This is a genomic window from Novosphingobium sp. ES2-1 (assembly GCF_015169775.1).
In the GTDB taxonomy this organism is placed as follows: domain Bacteria; phylum Pseudomonadota; class Alphaproteobacteria; order Sphingomonadales; family Sphingomonadaceae; genus Novosphingobium; species Novosphingobium subterraneum.
Genome location: NZ_CP063445.1, coordinates 1,411,026 through 1,428,618 on the forward strand (window position 1 = coordinate 1,411,026; position 17,593 = coordinate 1,428,618).

Below are 17,593 nucleotides of genomic sequence, written 5' to 3' on the forward strand. Positions count from 1 at the left end.
ACATCATGAACCGTGCCATTGCCCTTCTTGCCGCATCACTGGCTCTCCTGCCCGTAACGTCGCACGCCCAGCAGCGGCCCGACGAGCAGAACGAGGCCCGCCGCGACCTTCGCGCCGGCAACGTGCGTTCGCTCCGCGATATCGAACGCCGCGTGCTGCCGACCAAACCGGGAATGCAGTATCTCGGCCCTGAGTACGATCCATCCGCGATGGTCTATCGCCTGAAGTTCATCCGTGATGGCCGGGTCATGTTCGTGGATGTTGACGCCCGCACCGGTCAGGTTCTCGGCGAAAGTCGATGAGAGCCTGTTGGTGAACGGTGGCTTTCGCGCCAGTTCCTTGACCGTTCAGGTTTCGCGCCCCATCTAGCCCTGCAAGTGTTCGCGCCCGTGCGGCGTGCAGTAAGGGGCAAATGATGCGCATTCTGATCGTCGAGGACGAACCCACTCTCGGCAAGCAGCTCAAGAACACGCTCGAACAGAACGGATATGCCGTCGATCTTTCGGTCGATGGCGAAGACGGGCATTTCATGGGCTCTACCGAAGAGTATGACGCCGTCATCCTTGACCTCGGCCTGCCCGAGATCGACGGCCTGACAGTGCTCGGCATGTGGCGCAAGGAGGGGCGCAAGTTCCCCGTCCTCGTTCTCACCGCGCGTGACAGCTGGTCCGACAAGGTTGCCGGGCTCGATGCCGGTGCTGACGATTATCTTGCCAAACCCTTCCAGACCGAGGAACTGATCGCCCGCCTGCGTGCGCTGATCCGCCGCGCCTCCGGCAATTCCTCATCCGAACTCACCGCTGGCGACGTGCGCCTCGATACGCGTTCAGGCCGCGTCACGCTTAACGGCGAACCGGTCAAGCTGACAGCGCAGGAATACAAGCTCCTGTCCTATCTACTCCACCACAAGGGCAAGGTGGTCAGCCGGACCGAACTGATCGAACACATCTACGATCAGGATTTCGACCGCGATTCCAACACGATCGAAGTCTTCGTCACCCGTATCCGCAAGAAGCTGGGCCCCGATGTGATTACCACGATCCGCGGTCTTGGGTACAGCCTCGATGATCCGGCCGAACCCGGTCGTGGGTAATCCGCGCAGGCAATAGGTGCCGGAGAAGGGCAGCAACGACACGCCGCAGCCAGCGCCGCATACCGGCTCGCTGGCGCGGCGAATGCTGCTTATCGCGGCAGGATGGATCAGCGTCCTCCTGCTCGGTGGTGGTCTGGCGCTCGACCAGACGCTGACTGGGCTGGTCACCCGCAATTTCGATGAACAACTCGGCTATATGCTGACCGCAATGGTCGCCTCGGCCGAGATCGGGCCGGACGGTGAAGTCTTCTTCAACCGCCCCCTCGGCGACCAGCGCTTCCTTGAGCCCAACAGCGGCCTTTACTGGCAAATCTCCGGGCAAGGGCACGAGGACTTCCCTTCGCGCTCGCTGTGGGACCGTTCGCTCCGCACCGATCCCGATCAGAACTATGTCGACCCGAAGATCGACGACAGCGACCAGTTCGAGGGTGAGCGCCTGCGCATCATCAAGCGCTCTGTGATCCTGCCGGGTGCCAACACGCTGTGGGAATTTCAGGTCGCCGCCAGCCGTGGCGAGATCGACGCACAGATCCGGCGCATCCGCTCGATCCTGATCTGGTCTTTCCTCGCACTCGGCCTCGGGCTGTTCACCATGGCGGGACTGCAGACGTTCTACGGTCTTGGCCCCTTGCGTCGTGTGAGGCTGGCGATAGCCCGCATGCGCGAGGGCGGGGCTAGCCGCGTCACCGAACCCTTGCCCCTCGAAGTCCAGCCACTCGTGGTCGAACTCAACGCCCTGCTCGAACACTCCGAGCGCCAGGCCGAAGAGGCGCGCACCCATGCAGGCAATCTTGCCCACGCCCTCAAGACCCCGCTCACCGTGGTGATGAATGCGGCAACCGCCAAGGCCGATGATCTTGCCGATACGGTGATCCGCGAAGCTGCGGTCATGCGCCGTCAAGTCGACCATCACCTCGCGCGCGCGCGCGCAGTCGGTCGCCGCGCGGTGGGCATGTCACGCGCCCAGGTGTGGGAAAGCGCCGAAGCAGTGGAACGGGCTGTTGTCCGCCTCTACCCGAACGTGCGCTTCGACATGGACGGCAACCGCACCGCCGAGGTATCGATCGAGCGTCAGGACCTCGACGAGATCCTTGGCAACTTGATCGAGAATGCGGCCAAGTACGGCGGCGGATCGGTCTTCATTACCATCGACGCTGCACCCGCCGATCCGAAGTTCTGCGAAATCTGGGTCGAGGACGATGGCATCGGCATTCCCGAGGAGTCCCGCGAGCGTATCTTCGATCGTGGCGCCAGGCTCGATACCGGAAAGCCCGGAACCGGCCTTGGCCTCGCTATCGTGCGGGATGTTGCAGAAATCTACGGCGGCAGCGTCGAACTCAGGGAAAGTGAAGACCTCGGCGGGTTGCTGTCGGTGCTGCGATTGCCACGGAGTGCCACTGCCAAACAGTGATCACGCCCGCGGATGGGCATTCCGGTAGACGTCCAGCAGCGTTGCCGCATCGACCCGGGTATAGATCTGGGTTGACGACAGGCTCGCGTGGCCGAGCAGTTCCTGCAGGGAGCGCAAGTCAGCCCCGGCGCTTAGCAGGTGCGTGGCAAAGGAGTGACGCAGGGCGTGCGGCGTCGCCGTGGCCGGCAAACCCAGCGCGGTGCGCGCCCTTGCCACAGCACGTTGCACCATGCCCTGCGCCAAGGGACCGCCCTTCGCGCCGCGAAACAGCGGTTCGTCCTTGGCAAGCGGCCAAGGACATTGCGCCACATAGTCGGAAACACCCTCGCTCACGATCGGCAGCAGGGGAACGACGCGTTGGCGGCCACCCTTGCCGGTAATCACGACAGTTTCGCCCAGCGGCAAGGTTGAGGCTGGCAGCGCCAGCGCTTCGGCAATGCGCATTCCGGCACCATAAAGCAGAAGCAGGACGGCACGGTCGCGCGCGGCGATCCATGGTACCCCCGCATCGTCGGCGACCATTTCGGCAAGATTGACCGCTTCGTCTGGCGTGACGGGGCGCGGCAAGCCCTTCTTTACGCGCGGGCCGCGCAATCGTGGGCGGCTGGTGTCAGCCTCTCCAGCCTGCTCGCGGGCGAAGGCGATGAAGGACTTGAGCGCCGAAAGTTCGCGCGCCGCAGAAACATTGCCCAGGCCATCGGCGCGGCGCTCGGCCAGATGATTGCGCAAGGTTGTAGCGTCGATCCGCGCGAGCGTTGACCAGCTTTGGCCTTCGGGCAAGGCATGAAGCAGGCGCGCGACGGTTGCGGTATAGGCGCGCACGGTATGGGGTGAGCGACGGCGGCCGAGAGCCAAGTGATTGTGCCAAGCCTCGAGAAAGTCCGCCGTGGTCATGCGCCGACCAGCGCCGCCGGCACGAGTTCCGCGAGCAGGGCTTCAAGCAGCGGCGCGCCCTGTTCGGTCACGCTCAGGCGTCCGCGGTCCTCGGCAAGATGGCCCAGCCGCACGTAGAAATCGCGTTTTTCCGGGTCGATAAGATCATTCGCAGTGAAGCCGAACCGCGCAGCGAGGGGCACCGGCTCGATACCCTCGGCCAGTCGCAGGCCCATCAGCACCGCTTCCATTGCCTGATCCGAGGGGATCAGATGCCGCTCCTCGGCAATGCCGTGCTTCTGCTCGCTTACCGCGCGCAGGAAGTTCTCAGGCTTCTTGTGCCGCACAGTCGCCGCGCCGAGCCTGCGCCCATGTGCACCGGGGCCGATGCCTACGTAGTCCTGATAGCGCCAGTAGGTGAGGTTATGGCGGCTTTCCTCGCCCGGGCGGGCGTGGTTGCTGGTTTCGTAGGCGGGGAGGCCGGCAGTGGCAGTCAGTTCGCGGGTGAGCGTGAACAAGTCGGCGGCCTGATCGTCGTCGAGTGGTGTGAGATGGCCTTCGCGCACCAGCGTGGCGAAGCGGGTGCCGGGTTCGATGGTCAGCTGGTAGAGACTGAGATGGCCGGTTCCGAAGGCGAGCGCGCGCTGCAGCTCTGCCTGCCATTGCGCTGGCGTCTGTTCAGGGCGGGCATAGATCAGATCGAAGCTGACGCGGCTGAAGTGGGACTGCGCCAGGTTCAGCGCGGCAAGGCTCTCCGTGACGCCATGCAGTCGGCCGAGAAACTTCAGCGTCTTGTCGTCGAGCGCCTGCAGACCGAGCGAAACGCGGTTGATCCCAGCGCTTGCCAGTGCACCGAAATTGGCAGCCTCGACCGAGCTCGGGTTGGCCTCAAGCGTGATCTCGATACCGGGGGCAAAGCCCCACAGGCCTTGTGCCTCACGCAGCAGCGTTTCGACCAGCGCTGGCGGCATGAGCGAAGGCGTGCCCCCGCCGAAGAAGATCGAGGTAAGCTTCCGGCCCGGCGTCAACTGCGCTTCATGGCGCATGTCCGCCAGCAGCGCCTCGGCCCAAGCCGCCATGTCCGTCCGATCACGGACGTGGCTGTTGAAGTCGCAATAGGGGCACTTTGCGAGGCAGAACGGCCAGTGGATGTAGAGCGCTAGGGCCATGGCCAGAGCCTTAGGCCGAAAACTGGTCCGCTACCAGCTTGGCGAAGGCGTCGGCGCGGTGGCTGATCGCGTGCTTTTCGGCCGGATCGAGTTCTGCGAAGGTGCGAGTGTCGCCCACGGGCACGAACACCGGGTCATAGCCGAAGCCCATTGTTCCGCGCGGAGGCCAGGTGAGAGTGCCATGCGCCCGGCCTTCGTAGACCGCGTGGGAGCCGTCTGGCCACGCGATGGCGAGCACGCAGGCAAAGTGGCAGCCTCTTTCCAACTCTGGGGCACTCTCCCCGGACTCTGCCGCAACTCTCGCGAACTCGGCCTCAACTCCCGCGAGCTTTCCCTCAACCTTGCCCATCGCCATGTACCAGTCGCGACCGGGCCCTCCCTCGAACACGTCCGCCTCGGCCCAATCCGCGGTGTAGACCCCCGGTGCTCCTCCGAGGGCGTCGACGCAGAGGCCGGAGTCGTCGGCGAGGGCGGGGATCTGCGAAGCCTCCGCCGCTGCCCGCGCCTTGATCAGCGCGTTCTCGACGAAGGTCGTGCCCGTCTCGGCAGGCTCCGGCAGGCCGAGTGCGCCGGCGGACAGGCACTCGATCCCGTAGGGCGCGAGAAGGGCCTGAATTTCCTTGAGCTTTCCGGCGTTGTGCGTGGCGATGACCAGCTTGCCGGTGCCGAGACGGGGCGAAGACATCAGCCGCGAACCGCCTTTTCCTGCGCCGCGAAGATCTCGTTGCAGCCGATGCGGGCGAGGCGGAGGAGGCGCAGGAGGCCTTCTTCGTCGTAGGTCGCGCCTTCGGCCGTGGCCTGCGCCTCGGCGATCTTGCCGCCTTCGATCAGGACGAAGTTGGCGTCGGCATCTGCCGAGGAATCTTCAATGTAATCAAGGTCGAGCACCGGCTGGCCATTGACGATGCCGCAGGAGATCGCGGCGACCTTTTCGGTCAGCGGGTCTTCCTTGATCGCGCCGCTATCAAGCAGCTTCTGTACGGCGAGACGCAGGGCGACCCAAGCGCCGGAGATCGAGGCGGTGCGGGTGCCGCCATCGGCCTGGATCACGTCGCAGTCCAAAGTGATCTGGCGCTCGCCCAGCTTCTTGAGATCGGTGACGGCGCGCAAGCTGCGGCCGATCAGGCGCTGGATTTCCTGGGTGCGGCCCGACTGCTTGCCCTTGGCCGCTTCGCGGCTGCCGCGCGTGTGGGTAGCGCGGGGGAGCATGGAGTACTCTGCCGTTACCCAGCCTTCGCCCTTGCCGCGCAGGAACGGCGGCACGCGCTCTTCCACCGAGGCGGTGACGAGCACCTTGGTATCGCCGAAGCAGATCAGGACCGAGCCTTCGGCGTGCTTGGTGAAGGCGGTTTCAATGACGATGGGGCGCATTTCATCGGGCGCACGGCCGGAAGGTCGCATGGATTTTCCCTCAAAAGTTTGGCCAGCCTCTGGCGCATCGGGCTTGAGCCTGCAAGAGCGTGGATTAGATTGTCACCATGCACGGCCCAACGCTCTCCGATCTGACCGACCGCGCACGCGAGATTTTCCGTCTCGTCGTGGAGGGTTATATCGCCAGTGGACAGCCGATGGGCTCAAAGGCGCTGGCTGGGCCGGGGGGCGTGAACTTGTCGCCCGCTTCGATCCGCTCTGTATTGCAGGAACTGCAGGACGCCGGGCTTCTCGCTGCGCCGCATACCAGTGCAGGCCGGATGCCGACCGAGGTGGGCTTGCGGCTGTTCGTCGACGGGATCATGCAGGTGGCGGAGCCGACCGTGGCCGAACGCGCGCAGATCGAGCGCGGGCTTGCCCACGGCGGGACGATCGAGAATGCGCTGGCGGCGGCGAGTTCGGCGCTGTCGGAGCTTTCGGCGGGGGCTGCGGTGGTCATGGTGCCCAAGCGCGAGCCCCGGCTGGTGCAGATTTCGTTCGTGCCGCTCTCGCCCGTGCGGGCGCTCGCCGTGCTGGTCAGCGAGGACGGCGGGATCGAGAACCGGGTGATAGACTTGCCCGAGCCGGTGGGTGCTGCGGTGCTTGAGCAGGCTGGCAATTATCTGACGAGCCGGTTGCAGGGTCGCACGCTTGGCGAAGCGTCTGGCGTGGTGCGAGCGGAGATCGATGGGGGACGTTCGGCGCTGGATGCAGCCAGTGCCGATCTGGTGCAGCGCGGGCTGGTGGTGTGGACGCAGGATGCCGCGGCGCGACCAGTGATGGTCGTGCGCGGGCAGGCCAACCTGCTCGACGAAGCGGCGCTGAGCGATATCGAACGCGTCCGCCAGCTACTTGACGAACTGGAGAGCGCCGAGGCGATCGCGCGGGTGCTGGATGCCGCGCGCGAGGCGCAAGCGACGCGTATTTTCATCGGGAGCGAGAACCGCCTGTTCTCGCTTTCGGGGTCGTCGGTCATTGCCTCACCATGGCGCGACAGCGAGGGGCGGGTGGTCGGCGTGGTCGGCGTGATCGGCCCAACGCGGTTGAATTATGCGCGCGTCGTCCCCATGGTTGATTTCACCGCCCAGACGCTGGGCAGATTCATCGGACAAGACGGATTTTCGAGAAAATGAGCGATAACGAGACGCGCCCCACTGACGCTGAAGTCGAGGCGGAACTGAAGGGTGTGCCCGAGGACATGATCGACCAGTCTTCCGCCAAGGATTCCTCTTCAGGCGATGAAGCGGTCAGGCTGCGCGAGGAGCTTGAGGCGGCCAAGCAGGACGTGCTCTATGCCAAGGCCGAAACGCAGAACGTGCGCCGTCGCATGGAGAAGGACATCGCCGACGCCCGCGCCTATGCCGCGACCGGCTTTGCCCGCGATATCCTTTCGGTAGCGGACAATCTGGCGCGCGCCCTGGAATCTATCCCGGCTGACCTGCGCGAGGACGAGAAGTTCAAGAACCTCGTCGCCGGGCTTGAAGCCACGGGGCGCGAGATCGAGAAGGTGTTCGGCAGCCACGGCATCACCCGCATCGCCGCAATGGGCCTCCCGCTCGATCCACACCAGCACCAGGCGATGATCGAGATGCCCTCGGCCGATGCCGAACCGGGCACGGTGATCTCGGAGCTGCAGGCAGGCTATATGATCAAGGACCGTCTGCTGCGACCGGCAATGGTGGCAGTGGCCAAGAAGCCGGACTGATTTTATCACACGCTGATGCGTCCCCGCGGAGACGGGGACCTCAGCCGGTTTGCTTTGATGCTTCGTGAAACCACCGAGGCCTCCGCCTTCGCGGGAGCGCAGAGCTTTTTACCCTCCGAGCAATCCGACAATTTCATCCGTCGAATAGAGATCGGCGAATACGAAGGCCATGTTGTGGAGCGTCGCAGCGTGTTCCTCGTCTGACAGTGCGGCCATGGCATCGCCCGCCATCAGCACGCGGTAGTTGTGCTGCATCGCGTCGCGGGCAGTGCTTTCGCAGCAGCAGTTGGTGAGGGTGCCCGTAATCAGCACCGTATCTATGCCGCGATCCTGCAGGACGGCGTGGAGCATGCAGGTTCCGGGCGTGAAACCGCTGAAGCGGTGCTTGTCGATCACCGTATCGTTCGCGGCTACTTCGAGCGTTGGCCAGAGCTGCCAGTAATGCGCGCCCGGGGTGAAGGCCTCCTGGTGCCCTTGCGCCTTGCTCCCCATGCGAACCATGAAATTCGACCAGCTCGGGCCGCCATCGGGCGGTGTGGTGTAGCGGAGAAACACGTTGTGGCCGCCGCTGGCACGAATTGCGGCGCTGATGCGGTTGATATTGTCGACGATGGTGCGGGCCATCGGCACTTCTACCGGCGCGCCTTCCTCCATGAAGCCGTTCTGCATGTCGACGACGATATGGGCGAGCCGCGCGGGTTCGATATCTTGGAAGATATTGCCATCACCACCGCGCGTGGGGGCGAAGCGGGCAAGGATGGCGCGATGGTCAACGGCATGAGGCATGGCGGTCAGATCTCCTGCTGCCGGCCATCTTGCCTGTTCGCATGCCGACTGTCCTCAACAGGCTTTCGCGGTTTCGGCAGGAGAAACGCTGGATAAAACGCTTCATCGCAAGGCATGGAACGCGAAGAAGGTCGGCGCGTCGTCTCCGGGAAACGGAGATACATTATGCGCAAGATCATCATTGCATCGCTTATCATGGGTTCGGCCGTCACTTTGGGCGGCTGCGCGAGGAACTATGCAGGCGAGGGTGCTGCTGTGGGCGCCGCGGTTGGTGCAGGAATCGGCGCAGCGACTGGCGGCGACGTTGTGCAGGGTGCGGCCATCGGTGGCGCGGTTGGCGCGGTTGGCGGTTCGCAGATCCGCAAGCGCGACAATCGCTGCTATCAGGTCGATCGCTATGGCCGGGAATACGAAGTCCGCTGCTGATCAGCCTGGATTGAACGGAACAAGCGCGTCGAGCGCTTGCAATGGCGGGGCGGCCGGTGACGGTGCGCCCCGTCTTGCCATGAACCAGTGGCGGACAAGCTCAGCCTGCTGTTCGATGCCGTAGCGTTCGAACGGGCGGCCGGGATCATAGGTGTAGCTGTAGCGACAGAACGGGTGGCGCATCAGCGGGAGCCACCATCGGCCGCGCGTCTGGGCCTGCCAGACGTGGACCATTTCATGGATGAACAGCCCTTGGGCCGGAAGCGGTGCGTCTGCGAAGTCGTGCTCGTAGTGCGGGCTGGCGGCAGCGAAGTGGAGGTGCCCCATCGGGGCCATGACCGTGGCCGTCGGCTGGAAGGGAAACCAGCGGCGGCGGCGGATGCGGACGGGTCGGGTGTCTACGGCGGCGCCAAACACTTCGAAAACCAGCGCGCATTCGCCTGGCGTGAGGCGGCGCTCCCCGCCAGGCGGGCAGGGAGCGTCGGCTTTTCTCACATCTTGCTCATGTCGTGGCCGGAATGGTCCATGCCTTCCATCGCGTCGGCGTCGCTGCCACCGCCGAGCGCTTCGACCTTGGCGGGAACGCTGACCTTGTCGCCATTGTCGAGCGTGATCGTGAGTTCCGTGGTGCCGCCGGCCTTGAGGCTGTCAGCCACGTCAAACAGCATCACGTGAAGACCGCCCGGCTTGAACTCCGCGCTCTTGCCCGCTTCGATCGGCACGTCCTTGACCTGCTGCATTGAGGAGATGCCGTTCTTCGTGACGGTTTCGTGCATCTCGGCGCGCTGCGCGCCTTCGACATAGACCGAGGCGATCTTGCGCGGGGCTCCACTGCCCTGCGAGACGGTGAAGTAGGCAGCGCCCGGCGTGCCCGGCACTGCGGGCAGGCGGACCATCGCGTCGGTCACCGTGACGCCGGGTGCGCTTTCGGGACCGGCTGCGGCGCTGCTGCTGGCCTGATCCGTCGGATCTTCTGCCTTCTGGCCGCAGGCGCCGAGCGACAGGGCGAGGGCGGAAAGTCCAATGATTGCAAGCTTGCGCATGAAGGGCGACTCCTGTTGCCAATATGTGTCCCGAGGTAAGCGCGTGGGGGCCTTGTGCCAAGAAGAAGCGCACCTATATCGCGGACAATCGAGCCGCACATGGCGGTCTGCCCGGCAGGGGGATCGCTTTCCCACGCGGTGTCTTGAATGGAAGGAACTGGGGAACTCATGGCTAAAGTTATCGGCATCGACCTTGGCACGACCAACAGCTGCGTTGCTGTTATGGACGGGGGCACGCCCAAGGTCATTGAAAACTCGGAAGGTGCGCGCACCACGCCGTCGATCGTCGCATTCACCAAGGATGGCGAGCGCCTGATCGGCCAGCCGGCCAAGCGCCAGGCGGTGACCAACCCCGACAACACGATTTTCGCGGTGAAGCGCCTGATCGGCCGCCGCTTTGACGATCCGCTGACCCAGAAGGACACGGAACTCGTCCCCTACACCATCACCAAGGGCAAGAACGGCGATGCCTGGGTCAAGGCCGGTGGCCAGGACTACAGCCCGTCGCAGATCTCGGCCTTCACCCTGCAGAAGATGAAGGAAACCGCCGAGGCCTATCTTGGCGAGACCGTGACGCAGGCGGTGATCACCGTGCCGGCCTACTTCAACGACGCACAGCGCCAGGCGACCAAGGACGCCGGGCAGATTGCGGGTCTCGAAGTGCTGCGCATCATCAACGAGCCGACGGCTGCGGCGCTGGCCTATGGCCTCGACAAGCAGGACGGCAAGACGATCGCGGTCTATGACCTCGGTGGCGGCACCTTCGACATCTCGATCCTCGAGATCGGCGATGGCGTGTTCGAAGTGAAGTCGACCAATGGCGACACCTTCCTGGGTGGTGAGGACTTCGATACGGCGCTGGTGGAATTTCTTGCCGACAAGTTCAAGTCGAAGGAAAACATGGACCTGCGCGGCGACAAGCTTGCCCTGCAGCGCCTGAAGGAAGCCGCGGAAAAGGCCAAGATCGAGCTGTCGTCTGCCCAGACGACCGAAATCAACCTGCCGTTCATCACCGCCCGCATGGAAGGTGGCAGCACCACCCCGCTCCATCTGGTGGAGACGATCACCCGCGCCGATCTTGAAAAGCTGGTCGCAGGCCTGATCCAGCGCACGCTCGACCCCTGCAAGAAGGCTCTGGCTGACGCCGGTCTTTCGGCCAAGGACATCGATGACGTCGTTCTCGTCGGCGGCATGACCCGCATGCCCAAGGTCCGCGAAGTGGTGAAGGACTTCTTCGGCAAGGATCCGCACACCGGCGTGAACCCGGACGAAGTCGTCGCCATGGGTGCCGCAATCCAGGCTGGCGTTCTGCAGGGTGACGTCAAGGACGTGCTGCTGCTCGACGTGACCCCGCTTTCGCTGGGTATCGAGACGCTGGGCGGCATCATGACCAAGATGATCGACCGCAACACCACGATCCCGACCAAGAAGAGCCAGGTCTATTCGACTGCCGAGGACAATCAGCAGGCGGTGACGATCCGGGTCTTCCAGGGCGAGCGCGAAATGGCGCAGGACAACAAGCTCCTCGGCCAGTTCGACCTAGTCGGCATTCCGCCAGCCCGGCGCGGCGTGCCGCAGATCGAGGTGACGTTCGACATCGACGCCAACGGCATCGTGAACGTGAGCGCGAAGGACAAGGGCACCGGCAAGGAGCAGCAGATCCGCATTCAGGCGTCTGGTGGTCTGTCGGATGCGGACATCGACCAGATGGTCCGCGATGCCGAGAAGTTCGCCGAAGAGGACAAGAAGCGTCGTGCCGAGGCGGAAGCCAAGAACAACGCCGAAAGCCTCATCCACGCGACCGAGCGCCAGCTTGAAGAGAACGGCGACAAGATCGACGCATCGCTGAAGGCAGAGATCGAAGCCGCCATCGCCGAGGCCAAGACGGCTGTCGAAAGTGGTAACTCGGAAGAGATGACCGCCAAGACCCAGGCGCTCACTGAAAAGGCCATGAAGATGGGCCAGGCGATCTACGAGAAGGAGCAGGCTGCTGCGGCTTCTCCGGGCGCCGAGGCTCCGAAGGCTGATGACGACGTGGTCGACGCCGAGTTCTCGGAAGTCGACGACAACAAGTGATGTTGCGATGAAACCGGCCCGCCGCTCGCGCGAATGCGCTGGCGGCGGGTCTTCGCGTTAGGGAAGCGCAATGTCGGCCGAGATCGATTTCTACGAATTGCTCGAAGTTGAGCGGACTGCGGATGAGAAGGTCCTGAAGTCTGCATACCGAAAACTCGCCATGAAGTTCCACCCGGACAAGAATCCGGGCTGTGCAGAGAGCGAGGCCAAGTTCAAGCAGATCAACGAGGCCTATGCCTGCCTCTCCGACCCGCAGAAGCGGGCAGCCTATGACCGCTATGGTCACGCCGCGTTCCAGCAGGGCGCAGGTGGCGGCCAAGGTGGTTTCGGTGGTGGAGACTTCGGCGATATCGGCGATATCTTCGAGACGATCTTCGGCGGTGCGTTTGGCGGCGGTGGCCGTCAGCAGGCGCGGCGCGGCGCGGACCTGCGCTACGACATGGAAATTAGCCTCGAGGACGCATTCCACGGCAAGGAGACCGAGATCGCGGTCGAGGTTTCGCAGAAGTGCGACCCTTGCGGTGGTTCAGGCGCAACACCCGGCACTTCGGCGCGACGCTGCAACCTTTGCGGCGGGCACGGCAAGGTGCGGGCGCAGCAGGGCTTCTTCATGGTGGAGCGGGCCTGCCCGAACTGCCACGGCCGGGGCGAAGTGATCGAGAGCCCGTGCAAGGCCTGTCGCGGCGAAGGCCGGGTAGATGCCGAGCAGCGGTTGCAGGTGAACATTCCGGCGGGCGTCGACAATGGCACGCGCATCCGCCTTGCCGGCAAGGGCGAGGCTGGGCCGTTCGGCGCGCCTCCGGGTGACCTCTACCTGTTCCTGCATATCCAGCGCCACAAAGTGTTCGAGCGCGAGGGCACGACGCTGCTGACACGCTGCCCGATCAGCTTCACGACCGCAGCGCTGGGCGGCGAGATCGAGATTCCGGGCCTCGACGGCAAGGTTCACACGATTGAAATTCCGGCCGGCATCCAGTCGGGCAAGCAGTTGCGCAAACGTGGCGGCGGGATGCCCGTGCTGCAGGGCCGCGGCATCGGCGATCTGGTCGTCGAGATCCACGTCGAGACCCCGACCAAGCTTTCGGCGCGCCAGAAGGAAATTCTCCGCGAGTTCCAGGCGACCGAGACCGGTGAGGAATGCCCGCAGTCAAAGGGCTTCTTCGAGCGCATCAAGGATGCCTGGACGGATCTGACGGAGTAAGCTTGCCGCGTCCACGCGCAGGTGGGGACCTGGGCGGTGTTACAGACCGGCTGCTTGAACCGACTGAGGCCCCCGGCTGCGCGGGGGCGCAGTTCAGCTCACTGAAATGCGGCAACGACTTCGGTGCGGACCCGGTCCACCAGTCCCGGCTCGGCCGTCAACCGCCCCTGCTCCTCCTCCAGAATCGCCAGGAAGGCGTCGCGCTTGAAGGCTGCGATCACTTCGCCTGGTAGCGGGTTCTCCACCGTGGAGCAGATCAGGTCGATCACGCGCTCGGCGCCGTGGAGGCGGCCCCACAGATAGTCGTTCTCGCGGTAGGCGCGGCTGAAGAACGCGCCGAAGTTGAAGAATTCGACCCCGCGCAGACACGCGAACGTGCCGCCCTTGCGGATGGACGTGGCATCATCTGGTGAAATGCGATCGACCTTTACCGGATCGAACTCGCCCATCCCCTCACCCTGCAGCAGCGGCAGAGTGGCGGTGTCGTAGAACGGAAAGCCCAGATAGGCGTGGAGGAAGCGGCGGCGGAGCGACTTGTCCATCTTTTCAAGTGCGGCCACGAGCATGGAATCGACCTGTAGGTCCAGCCCGACGAGATCGCGCCGCGTGGCGATTGCGTTGAGAACCGCGCCGGGATCGACCGTGGCCAAGGCAGCTGTTTCGGCAAAGCCCGGGCCGAGACCCTCGAAAGTCTCTCGACCCTGGTAGAGCGCCTGGGCACGGTAGACAGCATCTCGCGCGGCCTCGCGGTCGGTAATGCTGACGTTCTCACCTTCCTCCCAATCGTGCGTCAGGCGGCGGGCGAGCAGCTTGAGGCGGCGGATACGAAAAGAAAGATCGTGGGTGCGGAAGAAGACAATGGCCTTGTCGGTTGCGCCCCCCCGCAAGGCCGACAGGCGGTCGAGCCCCGTACTGGCAAGGTGATCCCACAAGGCAGCCTCGACCTTGTCAAGCGAGGCTGCAGCTGGCGCGGCTTCGTGGATCAGCGCCGCAAGATCGGTGACGATTCCGGCCAGCTTGGTTTGCGCATAGCCGTGGAAGGCATATCCCGCGCGCTCGGCAGCAGCTTGTTGGGCCTTGTTGCGCCATGCGGTGAGCCGTCGCTGGTTGGGGTGATCGAAAAACAGGGTTCGGCCGAACAGCCCTTCCACGGTCTCCTCGATCTCGGGGCGAAGGGCATCGACGATGGTTCTAAGGCGTTGCCGTTGTCGTGATTGCCGCTCGAGCGATTCCAAGTTGTCGCGGATCGGCTGTTCGCGCGGGATCGAGGATAGCGAGCCGAAGATGGCCGAAAAGAAGCCGATCGTGCGCCCGCCCTTCGGCGCGATGCGCATGTGATCGGGACTGGGATCGACATATACGAAGCGTCGATCGACCTCACGACGCGCGGGTCTGTCACGAAGGACGCCGATGGCTTGCGCGAAGGGACGATTGACGAGCACCGCGCCATCGACGAGCGCCACGCTGCCAAGGTCGCCGCGCTTCCAATGGCTGGGCATGATGCGCTGGAGAAACTGCGAGCGTCCCGGCCAAGTGGCGCCACGTTCGGCGACGAGCTGATCGATCTCATCGATGACTAGGGGCGGAAATGCACCGGGGAAACTGGCTGTGGATCGGGCGGCAAGCACCAGTTCGGGGCATGGTGCGAGGTCCCGATTGCCATGCCTGCTGGTCGATCGACGGAAACCTATCGAGAGGCGGTGCTCGCTCTCGACCACCGTTTCGGGGCTGTTTAGGCGCAGTTCTTCGAGATGGCCGTTGAAGTCGGTCGCCGTTACCAGCAGGTCCATGGGATGGCCTTCGGGCAAAAGCGGATCGCCCATCGGCGTGGCTGCCATGGCGTCGAGCGCATCGGCGATCATTCGGGAAAAGCCGATGCCGCTGAAAGGCGGAGCGAACCAGCGCGCACGGATCAGGCGTGAGACCTTGCGGCGCACTTCGGAGCGAGTCTCGGGCGCGACAGTACTGCTGACGACATTTCCCGGCCGCTTCAGCACGAACCAGACAAGAGGTTGCGCCCAGAACTTGGCGAAGCGGCTCCACGGCTTTGCGTCGGGATCGAGCAGGACGTCGATATCGGCGCGTTCAAGCCACATTGCCGTGAGAGGTTCCAGGCTTTGCCCCGTGGCAATGGCCTGCGCCAGAAACACGCCGTTTATCCCGCCGGCACTGGCCCCGGAGACGATATCGGGCAGAAGACGCAGCCGCAGATCACGGGTCAGGGCAATCTCTTCGAACAATCTCAGGTAAACCGCCTCGACACCACCGGGGCTCGGTTCATGCGGGCAGTGGAATGCCCGGCTTGCGCGCGTGGCGTGCCAGAGTTCCTTCGTTACTCCATGCATGTACACGGCAAGGCTGATGCCGCCGTAGCAGATGATGGCGAGACGCAGTTCCTTCTGCCGCATTGAGGCACATTGGCACGCCAGCGCGTCGCGAACCAGAGGCTTTGGCGAGAAGGCGCGGATGTGGATGAAAGGAACGTCATGTTTGCCTGCGCGTTGGACGGAAAAGCTTCATCAGAAGGGACGAAACCATGGTCGAGCAACGTACGGTAGAAGTGCGTGAACCTGACGGGTCCGCACACACGCATACGACAGTCTATGACGAACGCCCGCGCAGCGGCGGCAGTGGCTGGCTGGTTGCCATTATCCTTTTGATCGCGCTGGTCGTTGGTGGCTATTTCATCATGCAGATGGCGGACAGCCGCGCGAGCCGCGACACTGCGATCGAGCGTGCCGCCGATAACGTAGGGAGCGCGGCCAAGGACATTGGAGACGCGGCGAAGGACGTTGCCGACGGCAAATAGATCCGCTCGGATCAACCAAGAATGTAAACTCCGCCGACAGATTGTTTTTGTGGGCGGAGTTTTCTCTATATATTTCAGATAGATGTGAGCTCCGGATTATGAGCTTGCCGGTGTCAGAGTAACCGACGCTTTACCCTTTGCGGTGTAAGACCGCCCCACTGGGCCATTCCGTGCCCGAGTGGGGTGACGAGTGCCGGGCAAATGATCCGCCTGTTCAAGCATTACATACCGCATTCCGTCCTGCTGCTGGGCTTGCTGGACTTTGTCCTGTTGATCGGCGCCGGCGAACTGGGGTGGCAACTGCGCGCGCACCAGATCGGCATCGACCCGGGCATGGTGCCCATGCGGTTGACGCCATTGCTGCTGTTTGCGGTGCTGGTGCAGACCGCGATGATCGCAGTCGGTGTCTATGGCTCGGACGCGCTGCGTTCGATGCGCTACGCTACGGCCCGCCTGCTGGTGGCGGTGAGCCTCGGGATCATCGCCCTTTCCGTCGTCTACTTCATGCTGCCGGGGCGCACGCTGTGGCGATCGAACCTGTTCTACGCAATGTTCATCGCCATGGCCTTCCTGGTCCTGATCCGTCTGCTGCTGGGAGGACTTCTCGGGACATCGGCATTCCGTCGGCGCGTGCTGGTGCTGGGCGCCGGAGCGCGAGCGGATCGCCTGCGCAAGCTGGGCGAGCGGCCAGAGGCAGGCTTCGCCATTGTCGGGTATATCGGCATGAGCAGCGCCGCACCGGTTGTCGAGGAAGCGATACACCGCGACGCGATCAACAACCTCACGCGCTATGTGGAGAATCTGGGTGTAAGCGAAGTCGTGCTGGCGCTGGAAGAGCGCCGAAATGCGCTGCCGCTGAAGGATCTGCTGCGGATCAAGACCACGGGGGTGCACGTCAACGATTTCTCGACGTTCATGGAACGCGAGACGGGCAGGGTCGATCTCGACACGGTCAACCCCAGCTGGCTGATCTTCTCGGACGGGTTTTCGTCGGGCCGCGCGCTGTCGAGTGCGGCAAAGCGTATCTTCGATATCACGGCGAGCTTGCTGCTGCTGGTCCTGACCCTGCCGGTGATCGTGCTGTTTGCGTTGTTGGTGAAGATCGACAGCAAGGGGCCGGCGTTCTTCCGCCAACGCCGCGTCGGCCTCTATGGCGAGCCGTTCGATGTGATCAAACTGCGCTCGATGCGTACCGATGCCGAGGTGAACGGCGCGCAGTTTGCGCAGGAGAACGACCCCCGCGTGACCCGGATCGGCCGCTTCATCCGCAAGGTCCGCATCGATGAACTGCCACAGACATGGTCGGTATTGAAAGGCGAGATGAGCTTTGTCGGCCCCCGTCCCGAGAGGCCCGAGTTCGTATCGGATCTTGAGGAAAAGCTGCCGTATTACGCCGAGCGACATATGGTGAAGCCCGGCATTACGGGCTGGGCGCAGATCAATTATCCCTATGGTGCATCGATCGAGGATTCGCGGCACAAGCTCGAGTACGACCTTTACTACGCCAAGAACTACACCCCTTTCCTGGACCTGCTGATCCTTCTTCAGACTCTGCGCGTCGTGCTCTGGCACGAGGGCGCTAGGTAAGGAG

General features: G+C 63.8%; 18 protein-coding genes. 10 read left to right on the plus strand and 8 right to left on the minus strand.

What is annotated here, in order from left to right; all coding sequences use genetic code 11:
- Positions 1-5 precede the first annotated feature (5 nt).
- The 3 genes from IM701_RS06750 (at position 6) to IM701_RS06760 (ending at position 2,504) form a co-directional block, all read left to right on the plus strand.
- Positions 6-302, plus strand: a complete 297-nt coding sequence (locus IM701_RS06750) for a PepSY domain-containing protein (RefSeq protein WP_039331477.1) — start codon at positions 6-8, stop codon at positions 300-302.
- 113 nt (positions 303-415) lie between these two features.
- Complete coding sequence (locus IM701_RS06755; protein WP_039331476.1) at positions 416-1,093, plus strand: response regulator transcription factor; 678 nt, start codon at positions 416-418, stop codon at positions 1,091-1,093.
- A gap of 82 nt (positions 1,094-1,175) precedes the next feature.
- Positions 1,176-2,504: a sensor histidine kinase KdpD gene (locus IM701_RS06760; RefSeq protein WP_230487846.1), complete on the plus strand. Its 1,329-nt coding sequence runs from the start codon at positions 1,176-1,178 to the stop codon at positions 2,502-2,504.
- On the opposite strand, the gene IM701_RS06765 is transcribed toward IM701_RS06760, so the two are convergent.
- From IM701_RS06765 to rph, 4 genes are read right to left on the minus strand one after another with little or no spacing between them, the layout of a single operon-like run.
- A complete protein-coding gene (locus tag IM701_RS06765) occupies positions 2,505-3,398 on the minus strand; it encodes a tyrosine recombinase XerC (protein WP_193828169.1) in 894 nt (297 codons plus the stop codon).
- Positions 3,395-4,546 (minus strand): radical SAM family heme chaperone HemW, encoded by a 1,152-nt coding sequence (gene hemW, locus IM701_RS06770; RefSeq protein WP_193828170.1) that lies wholly within the window; start codon positions 4,544-4,546, stop codon positions 3,395-3,397. The genes IM701_RS06765 and hemW overlap by 4 nt, the downstream gene beginning before the upstream one ends.
- Before the next feature lie 10 nt (positions 4,547-4,556).
- Positions 4,557-5,231, minus strand: coding sequence for an RdgB/HAM1 family non-canonical purine NTP pyrophosphatase (gene rdgB, locus IM701_RS06775; protein WP_039331102.1), 675 nt, complete (start codon positions 5,229-5,231; stop codon positions 4,557-4,559).
- Positions 5,231-5,947, minus strand: a complete 717-nt coding sequence (gene rph, locus IM701_RS06780; protein ID WP_144907197.1) for a ribonuclease PH — start codon at positions 5,945-5,947, stop codon at positions 5,231-5,233. Before rph ends, rdgB begins: the two co-directional genes overlap by 1 nt.
- Before the next feature lie 77 nt (positions 5,948-6,024).
- Here rph and hrcA point away from each other — a divergent pair, with 77 nt between their 5' ends.
- Positions 6,025-7,089 carry a heat-inducible transcriptional repressor HrcA gene (gene hrcA, locus IM701_RS06785; protein WP_193828171.1) on the plus strand — a complete coding sequence of 355 codons (1,065 nt, stop codon included), beginning with the start codon at positions 6,025-6,027 and terminating at the stop codon, positions 7,087-7,089.
- A complete protein-coding gene (locus tag IM701_RS06790; protein WP_193828172.1) occupies positions 7,086-7,661 on the plus strand; it encodes a nucleotide exchange factor GrpE in 576 nt (191 codons plus the stop codon). Before hrcA ends, IM701_RS06790 begins: the two co-directional genes overlap by 4 nt.
- Before the next feature lie 108 nt (positions 7,662-7,769).
- On the opposite strand, the gene IM701_RS06795 is transcribed toward IM701_RS06790, so the two are convergent.
- On the minus strand, positions 7,770-8,447 hold the full coding sequence (locus IM701_RS06795) for a cysteine hydrolase family protein (protein ID WP_193828173.1): 678 nt from the start codon (positions 8,445-8,447) through the stop codon (positions 7,770-7,772).
- Positions 8,448-8,612: 165 nt separating this feature from the next.
- Between IM701_RS06795 and IM701_RS06800 the strand changes: the two genes are divergently transcribed.
- Entirely contained in the window at positions 8,613-8,873 is a 261-nt protein-coding gene (locus tag IM701_RS06800) for a YMGG-like glycine zipper-containing protein (RefSeq protein WP_039331092.1), read from the plus strand.
- On the opposite strand, the gene IM701_RS06805 is transcribed toward IM701_RS06800, so the two are convergent.
- The gene (locus IM701_RS06805; RefSeq protein ID WP_193828174.1) at positions 8,874-9,368 is read right to left on the minus strand and encodes a vgr related protein; all 495 of its coding nucleotides are present in this window, start codon (positions 9,366-9,368) and stop codon (positions 8,874-8,876) included.
- Positions 9,365-9,916, minus strand: coding sequence for a copper chaperone PCu(A)C (locus IM701_RS06810; protein ID WP_193828175.1), 552 nt, complete (start codon positions 9,914-9,916; stop codon positions 9,365-9,367). Before IM701_RS06810 ends, IM701_RS06805 begins: the two co-directional genes overlap by 4 nt.
- A gap of 168 nt (positions 9,917-10,084) precedes the next feature.
- Between IM701_RS06810 and dnaK the strand changes: the two genes are divergently transcribed.
- Positions 10,085-11,992: a molecular chaperone DnaK gene (dnaK, locus tag IM701_RS06815; RefSeq protein ID WP_193828176.1), complete on the plus strand. Its 1,908-nt coding sequence runs from the start codon at positions 10,085-10,087 to the stop codon at positions 11,990-11,992.
- Between the two features lie 70 nt (positions 11,993-12,062).
- A complete protein-coding gene (gene dnaJ / locus IM701_RS06820) occupies positions 12,063-13,193 on the plus strand; it encodes a molecular chaperone DnaJ (protein WP_039331086.1) in 1,131 nt (376 codons plus the stop codon).
- 98 nt (positions 13,194-13,291) lie between these two features.
- Here the strand turns inward: dnaJ and IM701_RS06825 are convergent, their stop codons facing one another.
- A complete protein-coding gene (locus IM701_RS06825; RefSeq protein WP_193828177.1) occupies positions 13,292-15,601 on the minus strand; it encodes a patatin-like protein in 2,310 nt (769 codons plus the stop codon).
- A 128-nt stretch (positions 15,602-15,729) separates the two neighbouring features.
- On the opposite strand from IM701_RS06825, the gene IM701_RS06830 reads away from it, so the two are divergent.
- Both IM701_RS06830 and IM701_RS06835 read left to right on the plus strand, forming a co-directional pair.
- Complete coding sequence (locus IM701_RS06830) at positions 15,730-16,002, plus strand: hypothetical protein (RefSeq protein ID WP_230487827.1); 273 nt, start codon at positions 15,730-15,732, stop codon at positions 16,000-16,002.
- Between the two features lie 201 nt (positions 16,003-16,203).
- Positions 16,204-17,589 carry a TIGR03013 family XrtA/PEP-CTERM system glycosyltransferase gene (locus IM701_RS06835; protein ID WP_039331082.1) on the plus strand — a complete coding sequence of 462 codons (1,386 nt, stop codon included), beginning with the start codon at positions 16,204-16,206 and terminating at the stop codon, positions 17,587-17,589.
- The last annotated feature ends 4 nt before the right edge of the window (positions 17,590-17,593 follow it).